We start from the raw sequence: 17,818 nt of genomic DNA on the forward strand, positions 1-17,818 counted from the left end.
GGAATTTGCCACTGTTCTTTCGCGCACCCGTTGTTAAGTGCGCAAGTGTATCGCGGGGCATCTGGGTGCATTGGGGCTCTTGCCCTTTGCGCACGGGGGCTTTTACATGGAAAAACGTGGCGGAAGCCGGAAAAGGCGCGTAAATGTTTATTTGCAGGCTATATTTAGGTGCCACATGCAACAGATAGACGCAAAGGTCGGGTTAATATGAGTTCTGATGGATCGCGGCCTACAGAGTTGGGTCGGCGTGCGCCGCGCGTGTTGCTTTACAGCCATGATACTTTTGGTCTGGGCCACTTGCGCCGCTCGCGTACCATTGCTGGGGCTTTGACGGAACTTGATCCCAACCTCTCGGCGCTGATCCTGACCGGATCGCCTGTTGCGGGCCGGTTCACCTTTCCTGACAGGGTTGATCACATTCGCCTTCCCGGTGTGACGAAACTGACTGACGGATCCTATGCCTCGGAAGCGCTGGGTCTTGATATTGACGAAACCACAGCGTTGCGGGCCGGTCTGATCCGTGCGGCAGCCGAGAATTTTGAACCCGATCTGGTGATCGTCGACAAGGAACCCAACGGATTTCGCGGCGAGCTGATGGAAACGCTGGCATGGTTGCGGGCGAACACAAACGCAAAACTTGTGCTTGGTCTGCGGGACGTTCTGGACGAGGGCGAGACACTGGCCGCGGAATGGGACCGCAAAGGCGCCGTTGCTGCGATGCGGGATTTTTACCACGACATCTGGGTTTACGGGCTGGAGTCGATCTATAATCCGTTGCAGGGCGTGTCTTATCCCAAAGAAATTAACCACCGTATGCATTACACTGGATACCTGCGTCGCGAGACTTGGGACCACGGGCCGGATGTGGATGTAGAGCCTTATATACTTGTCACGCCCGGTGGCGGCGGGGATGGTGCAAAACTGGTGGATCAGGTGTTGCGCGCCTATGAGGCCGATCCGACACTCTCGCCCAAAGCCCATATTATCTACGGGCCGTTCCTGTCCGGCGATACCCGCACCCAGTTTGAAGATCGGGTTGCGAAGCTGGAGGGTCGGGTGATTTCGCTCGGGTTTGACAGCAAGATGGAAAACCTGATCGACAATGCGGTCGGAGTCATCGCTATGGGCGGATATAACACTTTCTGCGAAATCCTGTCCTTTGACAAACGGGCGATTATCATGCCCCGCAAGGTGCCCCGTCTGGAGCAATACATCCGCGCGGCACGGGCTGAACAGCTGGGGCTGGTGCGTATGCTTGACCCTGATCGTGACGGGCCGGGAACGGACGTAATGATAAACGCCATCCGCGCCCTGCCAGACCAACCGCTGCCCTCTACAGGGGAATATCCTGACCTTTTGGAAGGGTTGGATCATATCACTGCACGGGTCCGTGACCTGCTGAAGACATCGGACATAAAGGCCGCAGAATGAGCGAAGAAGACCCGAAACTGGCGGTTGTCGTCAAAGGCTGGCCACGGCTGTCTGAAACTTTCATTGCACAAGAACTCGTCGCGCTGGAGCGGGCAGGGCACAGCTTTGACATCTGGTCGTTGCGCTTTCCGACCGATAAGAAACGCCACCCCTTGCATGAAGAAACCCGCGCAAGGGTGCGCTATCTGCCGGAGTATCTGCACCACGAAAAGGCCCGTGTCGTGCGGGGCTGGACCAAAGCGCGCAAGATGCCGGGGTTCAAGAAGGCCCATCAGGTCTGGATGCAGGACCTGCGCCGTGATCTGACCCGCAACAGGGTGCGCCGCTTCGGTCAGGCCTGTGTGCTGGCGGCAGAATTGCCAGCGGGGACCAAGGGTCTATACGCTCATTTCCTGCACACACCGTCTTCTGTCGCGCGTTATGCCGCGCTGATCCGTGGGATCGACTGGTCCTTTTCCGCCCATGCCAAAGACATCTGGACCTCGCCTGATTGGGAAATTCGCGAAAAACTGGCGAATGACGGAACCGGGGCCGCCTTTGGTGTGACCTGCACAGGGTTCGGTGCCGCGCATTTGCAACAGATGGCGGAACCATCGGACCGTGTCAGCCTGCTCTATCACGGGCTGGATCTGGACCGCTTTCCGTTGCCCCCTGCGCAACGCCCTGATGACGGCGTGTTCCGGATGCTGTCAGTTGGACGTCTGGTGGAAAAGAAGGGGTTTGACCGGCTCGTCAAAGCGTTGTCGTTGCTTCCTGGCGATCTGGTCTGGCACTGGACCCATATCGGGGGTGGTGATCTGAAAGACGATCTGCAAGCGATGGCCAAGGCCGAGGATATCGACGATCGCATCACATGGAAGGGTGCGTGCGACCAACCCGAAGTGGTTGAGGCAATGCGCAGCCATGATTTGTTCGTGCTGCCCTCGCGGATTGCCGATGATGGCGACCGTGACGGCCTGCCCAACGTGTTAATGGAAGCGGCCTCGCAAAAGCTGGCGATCCTGTCCACACCCGTCAGCGCCATTCCCGAATTCATTACCTCCGGCGTTCATGGCCTGCTGGTCGAAGACACTCCGGAAACCCTGACTTTCGCGATTATGGATTTGGCCCGCAATCCAAAGCAGCGGACAAAATACGCAGAAGCAGCTTATGACCGGTTGGTGGCGGATTTCGGCGTGGATGCCGGAATTACGCAACTGTCCGCGCGTCTGAATACGCTGATCTCATGACCAAGGGGCACGCCCCGCGCATCGCCTTTTACGCGCCGCTGAAACCGCCAAACCACGATACACCAAGCGGGGACCGTACGATTGCGCGGGCATTGATGCACGCGCTAAAGGGGCTGGGCGCGGTGGAACTGGTCAGCAGCTTTCGCAGCCGCGAACCCGCCGGAGACGCCGCGGCGCAAGCCGCACTGGTGGCCAAAGCGGATCGTATCGCGAAAGATCTGATTGCCAAAGGTCCGGTGTGGGACGCTTGGATCACCTATCACAATTACTACAAAGCGCCCGACCTGATCGGCCCGAAGGTGTGCGCAGCGCGCGGCATCCCTTATCATTTGGTAGAGGCAAGCCGCGCTCCGAAACGGTTGCTGGGACCATGGGCAGATTTCGCCCGCCGTGCGGATGCCGCAAGCGACGCGGCGGCGGTTATTTTCTACTTCACCGGACGGGATTTGCCGGAACTGGAAAAGGCCCGTCCCGTGCCCCAAAAGCTGGTGCATCTGCGCCCGTTTCTGGACCGCGACACCCTGCCGGAAGAGTCTAAAAAGCCAGCGGGTAAGACACTGCTGGCGGTTGGTATGTTGCGCAAAGGCGATAAACTGGCGTCCTATCGAAACCTCGCAGCGGCGTTGCATTTCGTAAAGACAGACGGTTGGAGCCTGCGCATCGTTGGTGGTGGCCCTGCACAGGCAGAGGTGCGCGCTTTGTTTGCCCCCTTCGACGCGCGCATTACATATGTCGGGGCGCTGGACGCAGCAGGCGTTGCCGCCGAAATGGCGGCTGCGGATGTCTTCGTCTGGCCCGGCGTGAACGAGGCATTCGGTATGGTTTACATAGAGGCACAAGCTGCCGGTCTGGTGGTCGTCGCCGAGAATCGGGCAGGCGTGCGGGATGTGGTCGGCCCTGCGGGATTTCTGACGCCTCCGGATGATGCCAAAGCCTTCGGTGCGGCGATTGATCAGGCGTTTCACAGGGGTCCACAAGACACTTCTGTACGCCGTTATGCCCAACAGCATCTACGGGGCGCAGCGATAAAGACACTCGCCGGAGCGGTTCAATTCAAAGAGGCAACACAATGATCAGACTGGCGATTATCCGTCACGGACACACACCTTGGAACCGCGCAGGGCAGATACAGGGGCGCACAGATATTGCCTTGGAAAAACAGGCGGCGGCTGACCTTGCCGCGCTGAAACTGCCCCAAGGGTGGGCAAAGGCCGATCTGGTGGCGAGCCCGCTGAAAAGGGCGACCCAAACGGCTCGTCTGATCGCGGATCGTGACGCAACAGAAGTTCCGGCACTAACTGAAATGGATTGGGGTGATTGGGAAGGCAAAAAGGGTCTGGACCTAAAGGCCGATCCAAATTCCGGCTTTCAGGACATAGAACATTGGGGCTGGGATTATCGTCCGCCAAACGGGGAAAGCCCGCGCGATGTTGCTGCGCGCTTGAACCCCTTTGTGCAAGCGTTGCAACGGGACACGATTGCAGTCTGCCACATCGGTATCATGCGGGTTCTACTGGCACAGGCGACAGGCTGGGATTTCGACGGCCCCGCCCCGTTCCAGATTAAACGCAACCGGCTCTATGTGATGGACTGGGATAGAAGCACCCTGTCTGTTTCCGGCGATCCAATCCGGCTGGAGGCCCGTTAACCATGCGTGTGATGATCCTTGTGACCCATCTGCTCGGCACCGGCCATCTTAGCCGCGCCCTGACACTCGGCCGCGCTTTTGGTGGTGCAGGGCATGACGCCCATGTGGTTTCCGGCGGTGTGCCGGTTGAAAACCTGTCGGCCAAGGGGATCACTCTGCACCAGCTTCCGCCTGTAAAGTCGGACGGGATTAATTTCACCACGCTACTAACGGAACAGGGTGGGATTGCCGATGCAGACTACCTTGCCGACCGTAAGGCGGCTTTGTTGTCATGTCTGGAACAGATCGAGCCGGATGTGATTATCACAGAACTTTACCCGTTCGGGCGACGGGTTCTGAAGGGGGAATTTCAGGCCCTGCTGAACCGCGCACAAGAAGCGGTAGACCCGCCGCTGGTGTTCAGTTCCATCCGTGATATTCTTGCGCCCCCGTCGAAACCCGAAAAAGCACTGGAAACAGAGGCGGTTGCCGCCGTGTACTATGACGGGGTGCTGGTCCACTCGGACGCTAAACTCACCCCGTTGGAGGCAAGCTGGCCGGTTGGCGCAATGCTCGCCGATAAACTGCAATACACCGGATATGTGGCCCCGCCTGCCGCGGGTGAACATCCAGACGGGACGGGTTCGGGCGAGGTTTTGGTCACTGCAGGCGGTGGATCTGTGGGTCAAAACTTATTCGAGGCGGCTGTGAAAGCAGCCGCGTTAGACACTGAAAACCACTGGCGTTTGCTGGTGGGCGGGGCCGATAAAGCGCGTGTTATCGCTGAGTTACAGTCTAGAGTGAAGTGCAGCAACGTAACCATCGAACCCACCCGTCCCGATTTCCGGCAGATGCTGACAGGCGCTAGGATCGCTGTCTGTATGTGTGGCTACAACACGGCGATGGACCTGCTGCAATCCCGCACCCCTGCGGTTTTCGTGCCCTTCGATGCTGGTGGCGAGGTGGAACAGACCCTACGGGCAGAAAGCCTTGCAAAACAGACAGGCTTTACCGTTGTTCGGGCAGCTGATGCCACCCCCGAAGCCCTGCTAGAGGCGGTCCAAAGTCTGGCGGGGGCGGAGGTCCAGCCGCTTGACCCGAAACAGTTCGAAGGCGCAACGCAAGCTGTTGAAATCGTAGAGCAGTTTTTTGAGAAACACATAGGTCAGGAGCAAAGCGCATGAGCGATATTTGGGCGCCGTTAGACACTGAATTCGACGCATGGCGCGCCGCTGATATGCGTTTGCCGTTCTGGTGGCGGGATGATGATGCCTATCATGTAACGCCGGAGCTGGATCAGTTGAACGCCCTGTCTGAGCGGACCGGTGTGGATGTCTATCTGGCTGTAATTCCAAGTAAATTGCAGACGGATTTAACGGCTTATGTGACAGATCACCAAAACCTTATTCCGGTTACGCATGGCTATGCCCATCAGGATCACACGCCTGTGGGAGTGAAGAAATGCGAATTTGCCTCTGATCGGGATGCTGGTGCGGTCACACGAGAGCTGGAAGAGGGAAAACAGATTATGGAGGAGGGGTTCGGGACGGATTTTGTGCCGATGTTCGTGCCCCCGTGGAACCGTTTCGGGAATGACCACAAGTTTAAGCTGAAGGCTCTTGGTTACAAAGGGTTCTCCACATACGGCCCACGCAGCAACCGCTGGTCAAAGCGCGGGATGGAGCAGGTTAATACTCACGTGGACCCGATCAACTGGCGCGGCAGCCGTTCGCTGGACGAACCGACACAGATCATCGCACGGATGGTGGAGCAATTGACGGCGCGGCGGACAGGGCAGGCCGACAATTCTGAACCCTATGGCTATCTCACCCACCACAAGGCTCATGATGTTGATATCTGGGCTTTTTCCGAACAACTCCTGATGAAATTCAAAAGCGGACCCGCCGACTTATGGTCCGCGCAAGACATGGCAAAGAGGTAACAAGATGAGCAGATTAGACAGTATGCTGCGCCGGTTCACAGCACAGCGGGACGGGTTGAACTGGGCCGCGAAACTGGTGGAAAGCCACGCGGGTGACGGGCTGGATATGGGGCTTGGTAACGGGCGGACCTATGATCACATGCGCGAAACCATGCCGGACCGCCGCATCTGGGTGATGGACCGCGTTTTGCAGTGTCATCCGTCCTGTGTGCCACCGGAACTGGATTTCCTGCAGGGAGAGGCGGAAGAGGGTCTTGCGCGATTGGTGGAAATGGATGCGAAAATTGTGCTCGCCCATTATGATTTCGGCTACGGCGTAAAAGAAGAAGACGTTGCCGAGGCTGCGCGGCTCAGTCCGCTGATCGCCAAGATCATGGTGCGCGGTGGGATGATCGTGTCGGGGCAACCTCTGGCGGGGTTTGATCAGGTAGAAGGACCGGACCACATCGCGCCGGACCGGTATTATTTCTACCGGACCTGAAGGGGTTAGCCTGCGAGGTTAAGGAGCACACCGCCACAGGCCGCGAACGCGACCACGGCCCAAGGCGGTGTCTTCCAGATCATCAGCAACACGAAACACCCTACAGCCAGCGCCAGATCGGGCATCCCGCTGATCGCGCTGGTGAAGACGGGCGAATAGAGTGCCGCGCCTAATATTCCGACCACCGCTGCATTGGCCCCTTGCATCATATTTCGAACGCTCGGCCTGCTGCGTAGGCTTTGCCAGAACGGTAGCACGCCTGTCAGCAACAGAAAACCGGGCAGAAACAGGGCCGTTTGCGCGATTATTGCGCCTGTGATGCCGTTTGGCTGGGGGTTTAGCACAGCGCCCAGATAGGCCGCGAAGGTGAACAACGGGCCGGGAACAGCCTGTGCTGCGCCATATCCTGCCAGAAACGTATCCGCCGAGACCCATCCGCTTTGCACGACCTCTGCTTCCAGCAAGGGCAGCACAACGTGGCCGCCACCAAATACCAAGGCTCCTGCACGGTAGAAACTGTCAAACACGCTTAGGCTTGGGGCTAGGGGCGCGAGTAGGGGGAGTAAGCCCAGCAATCCGGCTGCGAGGATCAGGCAGGATATGGCTGTGGTGCGCGATACTGGCAAGTCGGGCGCTGTGGCTTGGCGTGCTGTGCTGTGGCAGAACAGACGCCCCGTTACCGCACCAAACAGGATTGCACCCACCATGCCGATTGCACCGGAGAACAGGGCAAGCATGCCGATAGCGCCGACTGCAATACTTGCGCGGGCGCGATCGGGACAAAGCGTGCGCGCCATGCCCCAGACAGCTTGGGCGACAATGGCAACGGCGACTATTTTCAAACCATGCAACGCGCCGGTTCCGACTGGGCCGGATAAGGTAGCTGCACCCAGCGCGAAGGTGAAAAGGAAAAGGACCGATGGGAAGGTGAAACCGGCGAAGGCTGCAAATGCACCGGCCCAGCCCGCCCGCATCAGGCCAAGCGCAAAGCCCACCTGACTGGACGCAGGGCCAGGCAGAAACTGGCAGAGCGCCACCAGATCAGCGTAATCTGTATCGCTCAGCCAGCGCCGCCACGTCACCAGTTCATCGCGGAAATATCCCAAGTGGGCCACCGGTCCGCCAAAGGATGTCAGACCCAGTTTTAGGAACACCGCAAACACTTCACCGGCATTGCTGTTTAAGGGCTTTGAGGAGGGGTTTGGCGTTGCGTCTGTCATGCAGTTAACTCGATACAAAAAAGGGGGCAGGCCAAACAGCCTGTCCCCCGATAGCATGGGCCCGTAACGGTATCATTAAAGGCCGCCGGTCAACGCCCGACGCTTACATAGGTCAGGCCGGATTTTGCAGCCTCTTCAGGGTCATAGACGTTCCTCAGGTCGGCCATTTTAGGTGTCTTCATGATGCTAACCAAGCGGTCTAAATCCAGCGCACGGAATTCGTTCCACTCTGTCATCAGGATCACCGCTTCTGCATCAGTCATCGCAGCATAGGCATCTTCTTCCCATGTCACGCCGGGCAGCAGATCCTTGCCTTCCTTATAGCCTTGGGGATCAACCACATGCACCGTGGCACCAGCCCCAACCAGAGCAGGCACGATGGTCAGCGACGGGCTGTCGCGCATATCGTCGGTGTTCGGTTTGAAGGTTACGCCAAGAACAGCGATTTTCTTGCCGTTCACGGTATCGCCGCAAAGTTCCATAATCTTGTCGATCATCCGCCGTTTTGTGGCTTCGTTAATGTCGATTACGGATTCAACGATTTCCATCGGGCTGGCATATTCCTGACCGATCCGCGCAAGCGCTTTGGTATCTTTGGGAAAACAGGAGCCGCCGTAACCGGGGCCAGCGTTCAGGAACTTGGACCCAATCCGGTTGTCCATGCCCATGCCTTTAGACACGGATTTCACGTCAGCACCAACTTTTTCGCACAAAGCGGCGATTTCGTTGATGAAGGTGATCTTGGTCGCCAGAAATGCGTTGGCGGCGTATTTGATCATCTCGGCAGATTCCAGATCGGTATAGACAATCGGGGCTTCGCGCAGGGCCAACGGGCGATAGATCTTGGCCATCACATCGCGGGCCTTATCGGTTTCTACGCCGACAACCACACGGTCAGGGCGCATGAAATCTTCAATCGCGGCCCCTTCGCGCAGGAACTCGGGATTGGACGCCACATCAAATTCCGCCTCGGGATTTTCTTCGCGAATGATCTCTTCAATCCGGCGGTTGGTACCAACGGGCACGGTGGATTTGGTCACAACAACGGTGTAACCGTCCATCGCGCGGGCGATTTCGCGGGCGGCGTCATAGACGTAGGTAAGATCGGCGTGGCCGTCACCGCGGCGTGTGGGGGTGCCAACGCCGATAAATACGGCATCTGCTTTGGAAACAGCTCCGGCGAAATCCAACGTGAACCCGAGACGCCCAGCCGCCACGTTGCGTGCCATCAAATCTTCCAGTCCCGGCTCAAAGATTGGAACGATGCCGTTTTCTAAAGCTTCAATCTTTTCAGGTAGCTTGTCGACGCAAATCACGTCATGGCCGAAATCGGAAAAACAAACCCCTGAAACGAGCCCGACATAGCCGGTGCCAATCATTGTTAACTGCATATTAAAGCCTTTTACTGGAAGATGACGCCCCTGATAATCGGTGGTTCTATCGAAAACGGGGCTTGGATCAAGCGAATTAGCCTGATTGCAGAGCCCGCTTGCGACAGGTAAGGGTTGGGTGTTTCTGCAAAAAGGCAAGTCATGGCAAAAATACTGATTACAGGCAGTGCAGGGTTTATCGGTTTCCATCTCGCACAGGTGATGCTGGATAAAGGGTGGCAGGTTCTGGGCGTCGATGCGATGACCGATTACTATGACGTAAATCTAAAACGCCGCCGTCATGCAATGTTGTCCCAGAACGAAGGCTTCAGCGCGCTTGAAGTGGACATTCTGGACTTTGCGGAACTGCAACCGCCGGTGATGGAATTTGCACCCGATGTGATTGTCCATCTCGCAGCGCAAGCCGGAGTGCGGTATTCGATTGAAAACCCCCGCGCCTACATCGAAACCAATTTGGTGGGCACTTTCAACATCATGGAGCTGGCCCGTGAACTGGCAGTGGACCATTTGCTGATGGCCTCTACGTCCAGCGTTTACGGCGCCAACGAGGTGATGCCTTTCACCGAAGTGGAAAAGACCGACACGCAGATGACGCTTTATGCAGCGACCAAAAAAGCCAATGAAAACATGGGGCATTCCTATGCGCATCTGTGGAAACTGCCTACTACCATGTTCCGCTTCTTCACGGTGTACGGCCCTTGGGGGCGTCCTGACATGGCGCTGTTCAAATTTGTTAAGGCGGGGCTGAATGGTGATCCGATTGATGTTTACAATCACGGCGATATGGAGCGGGATTTCACCTATGTGGTGGACTTGGTGCGCGCAATCAGCCTGCTTGTCGATGCGCCCCCGCCACTGCTAGAGGCCCGCGCGGACTGGACTCCGCTGGAAAATGACAGCCTGTCACCTGCTGCGCCCTTTCGTGTGATCAATATCGGCAATTCGGACAAAGTGCGCCTGCTCGACTTTGTGGAAGAGATCGAAACGGCAATCGGGCAAAAGATCGAGCGGAATTACATGGATATGCAACCCGGTGACGTGCCTGCCACATGGGCGGATTGCGAATTGCTCAAGCAGCTTGTGGGGTATACGCCCGAAACAAATGTTCACGATGGCGTGCGGGCCTTTGTCGATTGGTACCGGGACTATTATTCTGTGTGATGCACAGAAGGAAGCATTGCTATGTTGGATATGAAATCAGCCCGAATCGCCGTGATCGGTCTTGGCTACGTCGGGTTGCCGCTCGCGGTGGAGTTCGGCCGCCTGTTTCCCACGGTGGGCTTTGATTTAAATCCTGAACGGATCAGCGCGCTGCGCAAAGGTGAGGATTTCACCCGAGAGGTCACACCCGATGAACTGTCACAAGCGCAGCATCTGCAATTTGTCGATAATGTTAAGGATATTCGTGACTGCAATGTTTACGTGGTGACGGTGCCAACCCCTGTCGATGCCCACAAGCGTCCTGACCTAGGCCCATTGCTCGCGGCCAGCCGGTCAGTCGGCGGAGTGCTGTCGAAAGGCGATGTGGTGATCTTTGAAAGCACGGTCTATCCCGGCGCCACCGAAGAAGACTGCGTGCCTGTGATCGAAGACGCCTCCGGTCTGGTGTTCAACCGCGATTTCTTTGTGGGCTACAGCCCTGAACGGATCAACCCCGGCGACATGCAGCGCCGTTTGCCGAGCATTGTTAAAGTCACCTCCGGCAGCACGCCCGAAGCGGCGGATTTTGTGGACAGCCTCTATGCCGCGATCGTGCCGGTTGGCACCCATAAGGCCCCCTCTATCGCGGTGGCTGAGGCGGCAAAGGTGATCGAAAACACACAACGCGATCTGAATATTGCGCTGGTAAACGAGCTGGCGATGATTTTTCACCGGCTCGGGATTGATACCGCTGACGTGTTGGAAGCTGCCGGAACGAAATGGAATTTTCTGCCCTTCAAACCGGGTCTGGTGGGCGGCCACTGCATCGGCGTTGATCCTTACTACCTGACCCACAAGGCGCAGGCGGTGGGCTACAACCCCGAAGTGATCCTTGCGGGGCGGCGGATCAACGATGCGATGGGCAAAGTGGTTGCGTCTGAGTTGATCAAGGCGATGATCCGCAAAGGGGTCGCGATTGAAGGCTCAGAGATCCTTGTGATGGGGCTGACGTTTAAGGAAAACTGTCCAGACCTGCGCAACACCCGCGTGGTGGATGTGATTGCAGAGCTTCAGGATTACGGGGTGACGGTGCATGTGCATGACCCTTGGGCCGATCCCGAACAGGCCCGCGCGATCTATGGAATTGATCTGGTCGCAGCGCCGGAAAATGGCCGGTATGACGCGGTTGTGCTGGCTGTCGCGCACGACGAATTTTCCAAAGACGATCCAGCAAAAATAAGCGCGCTCTGTGCTTCCCCTAGCGTCATCTACGATCTGAAGCATATTTTGCCCAAATCAGCAGTCGATTTGCGTCTGTAACCCACCGCAGTCCTTGTTTTTTTCCTGCACCACGCGTTAACTGGAGCCGAGGCCTTGGGAGAGGCCGTGATCAAACGGGACACCAGAATGAACGCCGACACCGCGCCGCTCTTGCAGGTTAACGACCTGTCGATCGGGTTTGGAGACCAGCCCCCGATTATTACGGATGTTAACTTTTCGATTAATCGGGGCGAAACGCTTGCTCTGGTCGGGGAAAGCGGATCCGGTAAGACAATCACGTGCCGCTCGCTGTTGCGGGTGCTGCCCCGTGCTGCGGTGATCCATTCCGGCACGGCTGTATTTGATCCAAAGGCCTCTGCGCCGGTGGATTTGTTCAACCTCTCTGAAAAAGATTTACGCGATGTGCGCGGTGACCGGATTTCGATGATCTTTCAGGAACCGATGCACAGCCTGTCGCCGTTGCACCGTATCGGACATCAGGTGGCAGAAGTGCTGACCCTGCATCGTGGCCATTCCCGTACCAGTGCGAAGGTCGAGGTGTTAGAGAAATTCCGCCGTGTCGGCTTTGTTGATCCGGAACGGGCCTTCGCGGCCTATCCGTTCGAGCTTTCGGGCGGTATGCGCCAGCGGGCGATGATTGCGATGGCGATGATTGCGCGGCCCGAATTGTTGATCGCGGATGAACCGACTACAGCTCTTGATGTGACCACACAGGCGCAGGTGCTGGAGCTGATCAAGGGGTTGCAGGAAGAAACCGGTATGGCGGTGATCTTCGTGACCCATGATCTGGGGGTGGTGGCAAATATCGCCGATCAGGTCTGTGTGCTGCGCAAAGGGCGCGTGATGGAGAGCGGGCCGACCGACATCGTGATCGGCGCACCGGCCCATGGGTACACGAAAAAGCTTCTGGCGGCGGCCCCTGCCATTCCGCACAGCGCGGAACCCTCTAAGGCGCGGCCCGTCGTGGACCCGATCCTCCAGCTTGAGGGGATCAACAAAACCTTTGTGTCCCGCGCTGGCACGTTCTTTGGTAAAAACCGTGCGGTTCAGGCCGTTCAGAACGTAAGCCTGACGGTTGAGCGGGGTAAAACCTTTGCTATCGTGGGCGAAAGCGGGTCGGGCAAGTCCACCGTGGCCAACATCGCGCTGGGCGCAACGTCGGCAGATGCGGGCGGAGAAATCCGGTATTGGGCCGAGAAAGGCGCCTTGCCGGTAGATGTTGCACATCTGGATGCGTCAGAGCGGCGGTCCTTTCAGCGGGAAGCGCAGATGGTGTTTCAAGACCCGTTTAGTTCCCTGTCCCCCCGAATGCAGATCATCGATATCCTGACGGAACCGCTGCGGATTCACGGGATCGGGACACGCAAGGAACAAAAGGAACGTGCGGCGGAACTGCTAGAGAAAGTCGGGCTGGATAAAAATATGCTGCGCCGGTTCCCCCATGCCTTTTCCGGTGGCCAGCGCCAGCGCCTGTCTATCGCGCGGGCGCTCGCGCTTAATCCCAGCTTGCTGGTCTGTGACGAACCCACCAGTGCGCTCGACCTGTCGGTTCAGATGCAAGTGCTGGAATTGCTGGAAAAAATTCGGGACGATTTCGGACTGAGCTATCTGTTTATCAGTCACGATCTGGCCGTTGTGGCGCGGATCGCGGATGAGGTGGCCGTGATGCGGCAGGGACAGATTGTGGAGCAGGCCGCCCCCGATGTGCTGTTCACAGCGCCGCGTCATCCCTACACAAAGGCGCTTATCGCTGCCTGTCTAGAGGCCGACGTCAGCCAGAAAATTAACCTTCAAACTGTGGCGCTGGGCGCGGGTGATCCCCACACATGGCCCGAAGACTATGCGATGCAGGGCAGCAGCCTGCCGCCCCTGATCGAAACGGAGCCGGGCCATCTGGTTCGGGTGAACCCATGATGCTGAAGCCTGTTATTCGATCCCTATGTCTTGTCGCTTCACTGATCGCAGCGCCTTTGACGGCTATGGCAGACGACATTGTTATGCAGGAAACCGGATTTTGGGAAACAGAGGTCAAATCCGGCGCGCTCGACCCGATTGGCACGCGGATGCCGCGCAATCCGGTCGTGGTGGACATGGCCGCAAAAGGGCGGGCGTTCGGCCAGCACGGCGGCAACCTGCGGACGATGATCACGCGATCCAAAGATGTCCGTCAGATGGTCGTTTACGGCTACGGTCGGCTGGTCGGTTATGATGCGAAATATGACCTTGTGCCCGACATTCTTGAGGATGTGAAAGTCGCTGAGGAACGGATTTTCGTTCTGAAACTTCGCGAGGGCCACCGCTGGTCTGATGGTGCGCCTTTTACCTCGGATGATTTCCGCTACTGGTGGTATGACGTTGCGAATAATCCTGAACTCTCCCCCAGCGGGCCGCCGTCTTTTCTGCGGGTGGATGGGGAATATCCGCGCGTATTGTTCCCTGATGAGACCACCGTCATCTTTCGCTGGTCCAAACCCAACCCCGGATTTCTGCCACGTCTTGCACAGGCCAGACCGCCGTTTATCTATCGCCCCTCGGGTTACCTGAAACAGTTCCACGAAAAATATGCCGATCCGGCAAAGCTGGCCAAAGCTGTGGCAAAGAAAAAGGTTCGCGGGTGGGCGGCGCTGCACAACAAGCGCGACAATATGTATAAGTTCGACAACCCCAGCCTGCCGACTTTGCAGCCGTGGATACCGGCGGACACTGGCATGGACAGCCGCCGTCTTTTCGTGCGCAATCCCTATTACCACCGCATCGACAGTCGCGGTTTGCAACTGCCCTACATCGACACCGTCGAAATGAGCATCGTCGGTTCCGGTCTGGTGGCCGCAAAAACCAACGCCGGAGAGGTCGACCTTCAGGCACGGGGGCTCGATTTTAATGATGTGGCGGTGTTGAAGAAGGGTGAATCCGAAGGACAGGATTACACGGTGCATCTGTGGCCCAATGGCACGGCGAGCCAGATTGCGATTTACCTGAACCTCAACCACGCTGATCCGGTCTGGCGCGAAATACTGCGGGATGTACAGTTCCGTCGTGCGCTGTCCCTTGGGATTGACCGGCGGATGATCAACCGCGCGCTCTATTTCGGGCTGGCCTCGGAAGGGAATATGACAGCACTGCCCGCCAGCCCGTTTTTCAGCGAGGCAAACCTGAACAGTTATGCCCAATATGATCCGGAGCGGGCGAGCAGGCTTCTGGATGATCTGGGGTATACGAAACGCAGAGGGGACGGTATCCGCGTTCTGGAGGATGGCCGCCCCATGCGCATTCTGGTGGAAACCGCGGGCGAGCGTCAGGAAGTCGAAAACGCCCTGCAAATCATCGCTGACACATGGCGCGATATCGGGGTGGAACTGGTGATGCGTCCGCTTGACCGCGATATTCTGCGCCAGCATGTCTATTCCGGCCAGTCTATGGCTGCGGTCTGGTTTGGCTGGGACAATGGCATCCCCACACCCAACACCTCTCCGGGGTATCTTGCGCCGCGTGCGCAGGACTTTTTCGCTTGGCCGAAATGGGGGCAGTATTATCAGACGAACGCCGAAGCGGGGGAGCCTGTGGATATGCCCAAAGCGGCCCGCCTGATGGATTTGGCGGCGGAATGGGAAAGAACGGACAATCGCACGCGACGGGTGGCGATCTGGCAGGAGATGTTAAAAATCCACGCAGAAGAAAAATACGCTATCGGCATTCTGGCGGAAGCACCCCAACCGGTTGTCGTGTCTAACAAATTGAAGAACGTGCCGGACGCGGGGCTGTGGGCCTGGGATCCGGGGGCGCATTTCGGGATACACCGGATGGATGAGTTCTTCTTCGCGCCAGAGGTCACCAACTGATGCTAATACTGCGCTATTCGATCTATCGTTTCATCACGATGCTCGCGACCCTTGTGGTGGTGTCGGCTCTGGTGTTCTTCATAATGAACCTGCCGCCGGGGGATTACCTGTCGAACCTGATTGCCGAATTGCGGGCAACAGGGCAGGCGGACGGGATTTCCAAGGTGGAGTTCTTGCGGGTGGAATACTCGCTCGATCAGCCATTGTGGAAGCAATACCTGATCTGGATGGGCTTCTGGCCTGGCCCGCACGGGTTTTCCGGCATCATCCAAGGGGATTTTGGTTGGTCATTTGAATTCGACCGCCCCGTTGCGGAAATTGTCGGCGGGGCTCTGTGGTTGACGGTTTTGGTGAACGTGGCAGCGGTGCTGTTCGTTTATCTGGTGGCCCTGCCGCTGGGCGTTCTGGCGGCGGCGAAATCGAAAACATGGGTGGATTACACGTCGGCTTTTGTGGGGTATCTGGGACTGGCCACGCCGAACTTCTTGCTGGCGCTGATCCTGTTCTATTACGGGCACAAATATCTGAACCTGCCCATCGGCGGTTTGATGGCACCGGAGTTTGAGGGCCAACCCATGTCCCCCGAGAAGATAAAATCGGTCCTGCTGCACCTGATCATCCCAACCTTTGTGATTGGTACATCGGGCGCGGCAGCGATGATGCAGCGGTTGCGGGCCAATCTGCTGGACGAGCTGTCGAAACCCTATGTGGATACGGCAAGGGCCAAGGGGGTGCCGCCGGTGAAGGCCATTCTGAAGTATCCGTTCCGCGTTTCACTGAACCCGCTTGTTGCGGATATCGGTAATCTGCTGCCCTCTCTTATTTCCGGCTCGGTGCTTGTTTCCGTCGTGCTCGGCTTGCAGACGATCGGTCCGGCGCTGCTGACGGCGCTGAAATCGCAGGACCAGTTCCTCGCCGGTTTTATCCTGCTGTTTGTCGCGGCGTTAACCCTTGTTGGGACAATGATTTCTGACGTGTTGCTGGTGCTTCTTGATCCGCGCATCCGGTTTGGAGGGCGCGGAAAATGACCAACTTGCCAAACAACCACTACGTCGATGATGCGCCTTATGATCCGAACGAGGATATTAAATCCATCGACCGCCCTGATCTGGACGCGCCAAGCTGGCAGCTGATCTGGCGCAAATTCAAACGGCACAAGCTGGGTTTGTGGTCCGGTATTTTCCTGCTGGTGGCCTATCTTAGCCTGCCGTTCGTGGGGTTTCTCGTGCCCTACACCCCGAACGAGCGGAACGCGGATCACCTTTATGCGGCGCCCCAAATGGTGCGGCTGTTCCATGAAGGCGCGTTCATCGGGCCCTATGTCTATCCGATTACCGCCGAGGCGGATCTTGAAAACTTCCGCTGGAATTACGCACAAGACCGCGAAAATCCGGCGCGGCTGGAGTATTTCTGCAAAGGGGATGACTATAACTTCCTTGGCTTGTTCCGCGCCGATACCCATCTGTTCTGCGCACCCGAAGGCGCGACAGTGTTCTTGTGGGGGGCGGACCGGCTGGGGCGGGATATCTTCTCTCGTATCTTTTACGGCGCACAACTTTCCCTGACGGTGGGTCTGATCGGGATCACCGTGTCATTTATCCTAGGGATCACTATCGGGGGGCTTGCAGGGTACTTTGGTGGGCGCACAGATTGGGGCGTGCAGCGGGTGATTGAAGTTTTGCGATCCCTGCCGGAGCTGCCTTTGTGGCTGGCCCTGTCTGCGGCGGTGCCGAGCCACTGGGGGCCGGTGGCGGTGTTCTTTGTGATTTCGATCATTCTGGGGCTGCTGGACTGGCCCGGACTGGCGCGGGCGGTGCGGTCCAAATTTCTTGCCCTGCGGGAAGAGGAATTCGTGCGCGCGGCTGAAATGATGGGAGCGAAGCCGAACCGGATTATCCGAAAGCATCTGCTGCCCAATTTCGCCAGCCATTTGATCGCCAGCGCCATGCTGTCGATTCCGGCGATGATCCTTGGTGAAACGGCATTGTCGTTTCTTGGTCTGGGGCTGCGGGCTCCGGCGGTGAGTTGGGGGGTGATGCTGAACGATGCGCAGAACCTTGCCTCGATCGAGATTTATCCCTGGACTGCAATCCCGATGCTGCCGGTTATTATCGTGGTGCTGGCGTTCAACTTTTTAGGGGACGGTTTGCGGGATTCCCTCGATCCGTACTCGGACCACTAAAGACGGGGCGGTAGCCGGGGGCGCTGCCCCCGGACCCCCGGGATATTGTTCGCCA

At 57.6% G+C, this 17,818-nt stretch carries 15 protein-coding genes; 13 read left to right on the plus strand and 2 right to left on the minus strand.

Going from position 1 to position 17,818, the window contains the following annotated elements; all coding sequences use genetic code 11:
• Positions 1-207: 207 nt before the first annotated feature.
• From IEX10_RS10455 to IEX10_RS10485, 7 genes are read left to right on the plus strand one after another with little or no spacing between them, the layout of a single operon-like run.
• Positions 208-1,431 (plus strand): glycosyltransferase family protein, encoded by a 1,224-nt coding sequence (locus IEX10_RS10455; RefSeq protein WP_188674339.1) that lies wholly within the window; start codon positions 208-210, stop codon positions 1,429-1,431.
• Positions 1,428-2,660, plus strand: coding sequence for a glycosyltransferase (locus IEX10_RS10460; protein WP_188674342.1), 1,233 nt, complete (start codon positions 1,428-1,430; stop codon positions 2,658-2,660). The genes IEX10_RS10455 and IEX10_RS10460 overlap by 4 nt, the downstream gene beginning before the upstream one ends.
• Positions 2,657-3,733: a glycosyltransferase family 4 protein gene (locus tag IEX10_RS10465; RefSeq protein ID WP_188674346.1), complete on the plus strand. Its 1,077-nt coding sequence runs from the start codon at positions 2,657-2,659 to the stop codon at positions 3,731-3,733. The genes IEX10_RS10460 and IEX10_RS10465 overlap by 4 nt, the downstream gene beginning before the upstream one ends.
• On the plus strand, positions 3,730-4,308 hold the full coding sequence (locus IEX10_RS10470) for a histidine phosphatase family protein (RefSeq protein ID WP_188674348.1): 579 nt from the start codon (positions 3,730-3,732) through the stop codon (positions 4,306-4,308). The genes IEX10_RS10465 and IEX10_RS10470 overlap by 4 nt, the downstream gene beginning before the upstream one ends.
• A gap of 2 nt (positions 4,309-4,310) precedes the next feature.
• Positions 4,311-5,471: a glycosyltransferase family protein gene (locus IEX10_RS10475; protein ID WP_188674351.1), complete on the plus strand. Its 1,161-nt coding sequence runs from the start codon at positions 4,311-4,313 to the stop codon at positions 5,469-5,471.
• On the plus strand, positions 5,468-6,229 hold the full coding sequence (locus IEX10_RS10480) for a polysaccharide deacetylase family protein (RefSeq protein WP_188674354.1): 762 nt from the start codon (positions 5,468-5,470) through the stop codon (positions 6,227-6,229). The genes IEX10_RS10475 and IEX10_RS10480 overlap by 4 nt, the downstream gene beginning before the upstream one ends.
• Before the next feature lie 4 nt (positions 6,230-6,233).
• Positions 6,234-6,710, plus strand: coding sequence for a class I SAM-dependent methyltransferase (locus IEX10_RS10485; RefSeq protein ID WP_188674357.1), 477 nt, complete (start codon positions 6,234-6,236; stop codon positions 6,708-6,710).
• Positions 6,711-6,715: 5 nt separating this feature from the next.
• Here the strand turns inward: IEX10_RS10485 and chrA are convergent, their stop codons facing one another.
• Positions 6,716-7,930 carry a chromate efflux transporter gene (gene chrA, locus IEX10_RS10490; RefSeq protein WP_188674360.1) on the minus strand — a complete coding sequence of 405 codons (1,215 nt, stop codon included), beginning with the start codon at positions 7,928-7,930 and terminating at the stop codon, positions 6,716-6,718.
• Between the two features lie 89 nt (positions 7,931-8,019).
• Positions 8,020-9,321 (minus strand): UDP-glucose dehydrogenase family protein, encoded by a 1,302-nt coding sequence (locus tag IEX10_RS10495; RefSeq protein ID WP_188674362.1) that lies wholly within the window; start codon positions 9,319-9,321, stop codon positions 8,020-8,022.
• A 141-nt stretch (positions 9,322-9,462) separates the two neighbouring features.
• On the opposite strand from IEX10_RS10495, the gene IEX10_RS10500 reads away from it, so the two are divergent.
• The 6 genes from IEX10_RS10500 to IEX10_RS10525 all read left to right on the plus strand — a co-directional run bounded on the left by IEX10_RS10500 (position 9,463) and on the right by IEX10_RS10525 (position 17,763).
• Positions 9,463-10,482, plus strand: a complete 1,020-nt coding sequence (locus IEX10_RS10500; RefSeq protein ID WP_188674365.1) for an NAD-dependent epimerase/dehydratase family protein — start codon at positions 9,463-9,465, stop codon at positions 10,480-10,482.
• Positions 10,483-10,503: 21 nt separating this feature from the next.
• The gene (locus IEX10_RS10505; RefSeq protein ID WP_229678507.1) at positions 10,504-11,781 is read left to right on the plus strand and encodes a nucleotide sugar dehydrogenase; all 1,278 of its coding nucleotides are present in this window, start codon (positions 10,504-10,506) and stop codon (positions 11,779-11,781) included.
• An 87-nt stretch (positions 11,782-11,868) separates the two neighbouring features.
• Entirely contained in the window at positions 11,869-13,656 is a 1,788-nt protein-coding gene (locus IEX10_RS10510) for an ABC transporter ATP-binding protein (protein WP_188674368.1), read from the plus strand.
• The gene (locus IEX10_RS10515) at positions 13,656-15,581 is read left to right on the plus strand and encodes an ABC transporter substrate-binding protein (RefSeq protein WP_188674776.1); all 1,926 of its coding nucleotides are present in this window, start codon (positions 13,656-13,658) and stop codon (positions 15,579-15,581) included. Before IEX10_RS10510 ends, IEX10_RS10515 begins: the two co-directional genes overlap by 1 nt.
• Positions 15,581-16,609, plus strand: coding sequence for an ABC transporter permease (locus IEX10_RS10520; RefSeq protein ID WP_188674370.1), 1,029 nt, complete (start codon positions 15,581-15,583; stop codon positions 16,607-16,609). The genes IEX10_RS10515 and IEX10_RS10520 overlap by 1 nt, the downstream gene beginning before the upstream one ends.
• Positions 16,606-17,763, plus strand: coding sequence for an ABC transporter permease (locus IEX10_RS10525; protein WP_188674372.1), 1,158 nt, complete (start codon positions 16,606-16,608; stop codon positions 17,761-17,763). Before IEX10_RS10520 ends, IEX10_RS10525 begins: the two co-directional genes overlap by 4 nt.
• Positions 17,764-17,818 lie beyond the last annotated feature (55 nt).

Origin of the sequence: Neptunicoccus cionae (assembly GCF_014643735.1) — a bacterium.
Taxonomy (GTDB): Bacteria; Pseudomonadota; Alphaproteobacteria; order Rhodobacterales; family Rhodobacteraceae; genus Amylibacter; species Amylibacter cionae.

Excerpts from the sequence above, each read along its gene's own strand:
- IEX10_RS10455 (WP_188674339.1), top strand. The coding sequence starts at position 208 with ATGAGTTCTGATGGATCGCGGCCTACAGAGTTGGGTCGGCGTGCGCCG.
- IEX10_RS10460 (WP_188674342.1), top strand. The coding sequence starts at position 1,428 with ATGAGCGAAGAAGACCCGAAACTGGCGGTTGTCGTCAAAGGCTGGCCA.
- IEX10_RS10465 (WP_188674346.1), top strand. The coding sequence starts at position 2,657 with ATGACCAAGGGGCACGCCCCGCGCATCGCCTTTTACGCGCCGCTGAAA.
- IEX10_RS10470 (WP_188674348.1), top strand. The coding sequence starts at position 3,730 with ATGATCAGACTGGCGATTATCCGTCACGGACACACACCTTGGAACCGC.
- IEX10_RS10475 (WP_188674351.1), top strand. The coding sequence starts at position 4,311 with ATGCGTGTGATGATCCTTGTGACCCATCTGCTCGGCACCGGCCATCTT.
- IEX10_RS10480 (WP_188674354.1), top strand. The coding sequence starts at position 5,468 with ATGAGCGATATTTGGGCGCCGTTAGACACTGAATTCGACGCATGGCGC.
- IEX10_RS10485 (WP_188674357.1), top strand. The coding sequence starts at position 6,234 with ATGAGCAGATTAGACAGTATGCTGCGCCGGTTCACAGCACAGCGGGAC.
- chrA (WP_188674360.1), bottom strand. The coding sequence starts at position 7,930 with ATGACAGACGCAACGCCAAACCCCTCCTCAAAGCCCTTAAACAGCAAT.
- IEX10_RS10495 (WP_188674362.1), bottom strand. The coding sequence starts at position 9,321 with ATGCAGTTAACAATGATTGGCACCGGCTATGTCGGGCTCGTTTCAGGG.
- IEX10_RS10500 (WP_188674365.1), top strand. The coding sequence starts at position 9,463 with ATGGCAAAAATACTGATTACAGGCAGTGCAGGGTTTATCGGTTTCCAT.
- IEX10_RS10505 (WP_229678507.1), top strand. The coding sequence starts at position 10,504 with ATGTTGGATATGAAATCAGCCCGAATCGCCGTGATCGGTCTTGGCTAC.
- IEX10_RS10510 (WP_188674368.1), top strand. The coding sequence starts at position 11,869 with ATGAACGCCGACACCGCGCCGCTCTTGCAGGTTAACGACCTGTCGATC.
- IEX10_RS10515 (WP_188674776.1), top strand. The coding sequence starts at position 13,656 with ATGCTGAAGCCTGTTATTCGATCCCTATGTCTTGTCGCTTCACTGATC.
- IEX10_RS10520 (WP_188674370.1), top strand. The coding sequence starts at position 15,581 with ATGCTAATACTGCGCTATTCGATCTATCGTTTCATCACGATGCTCGCG.
- IEX10_RS10525 (WP_188674372.1), top strand. The coding sequence starts at position 16,606 with ATGACCAACTTGCCAAACAACCACTACGTCGATGATGCGCCTTATGAT.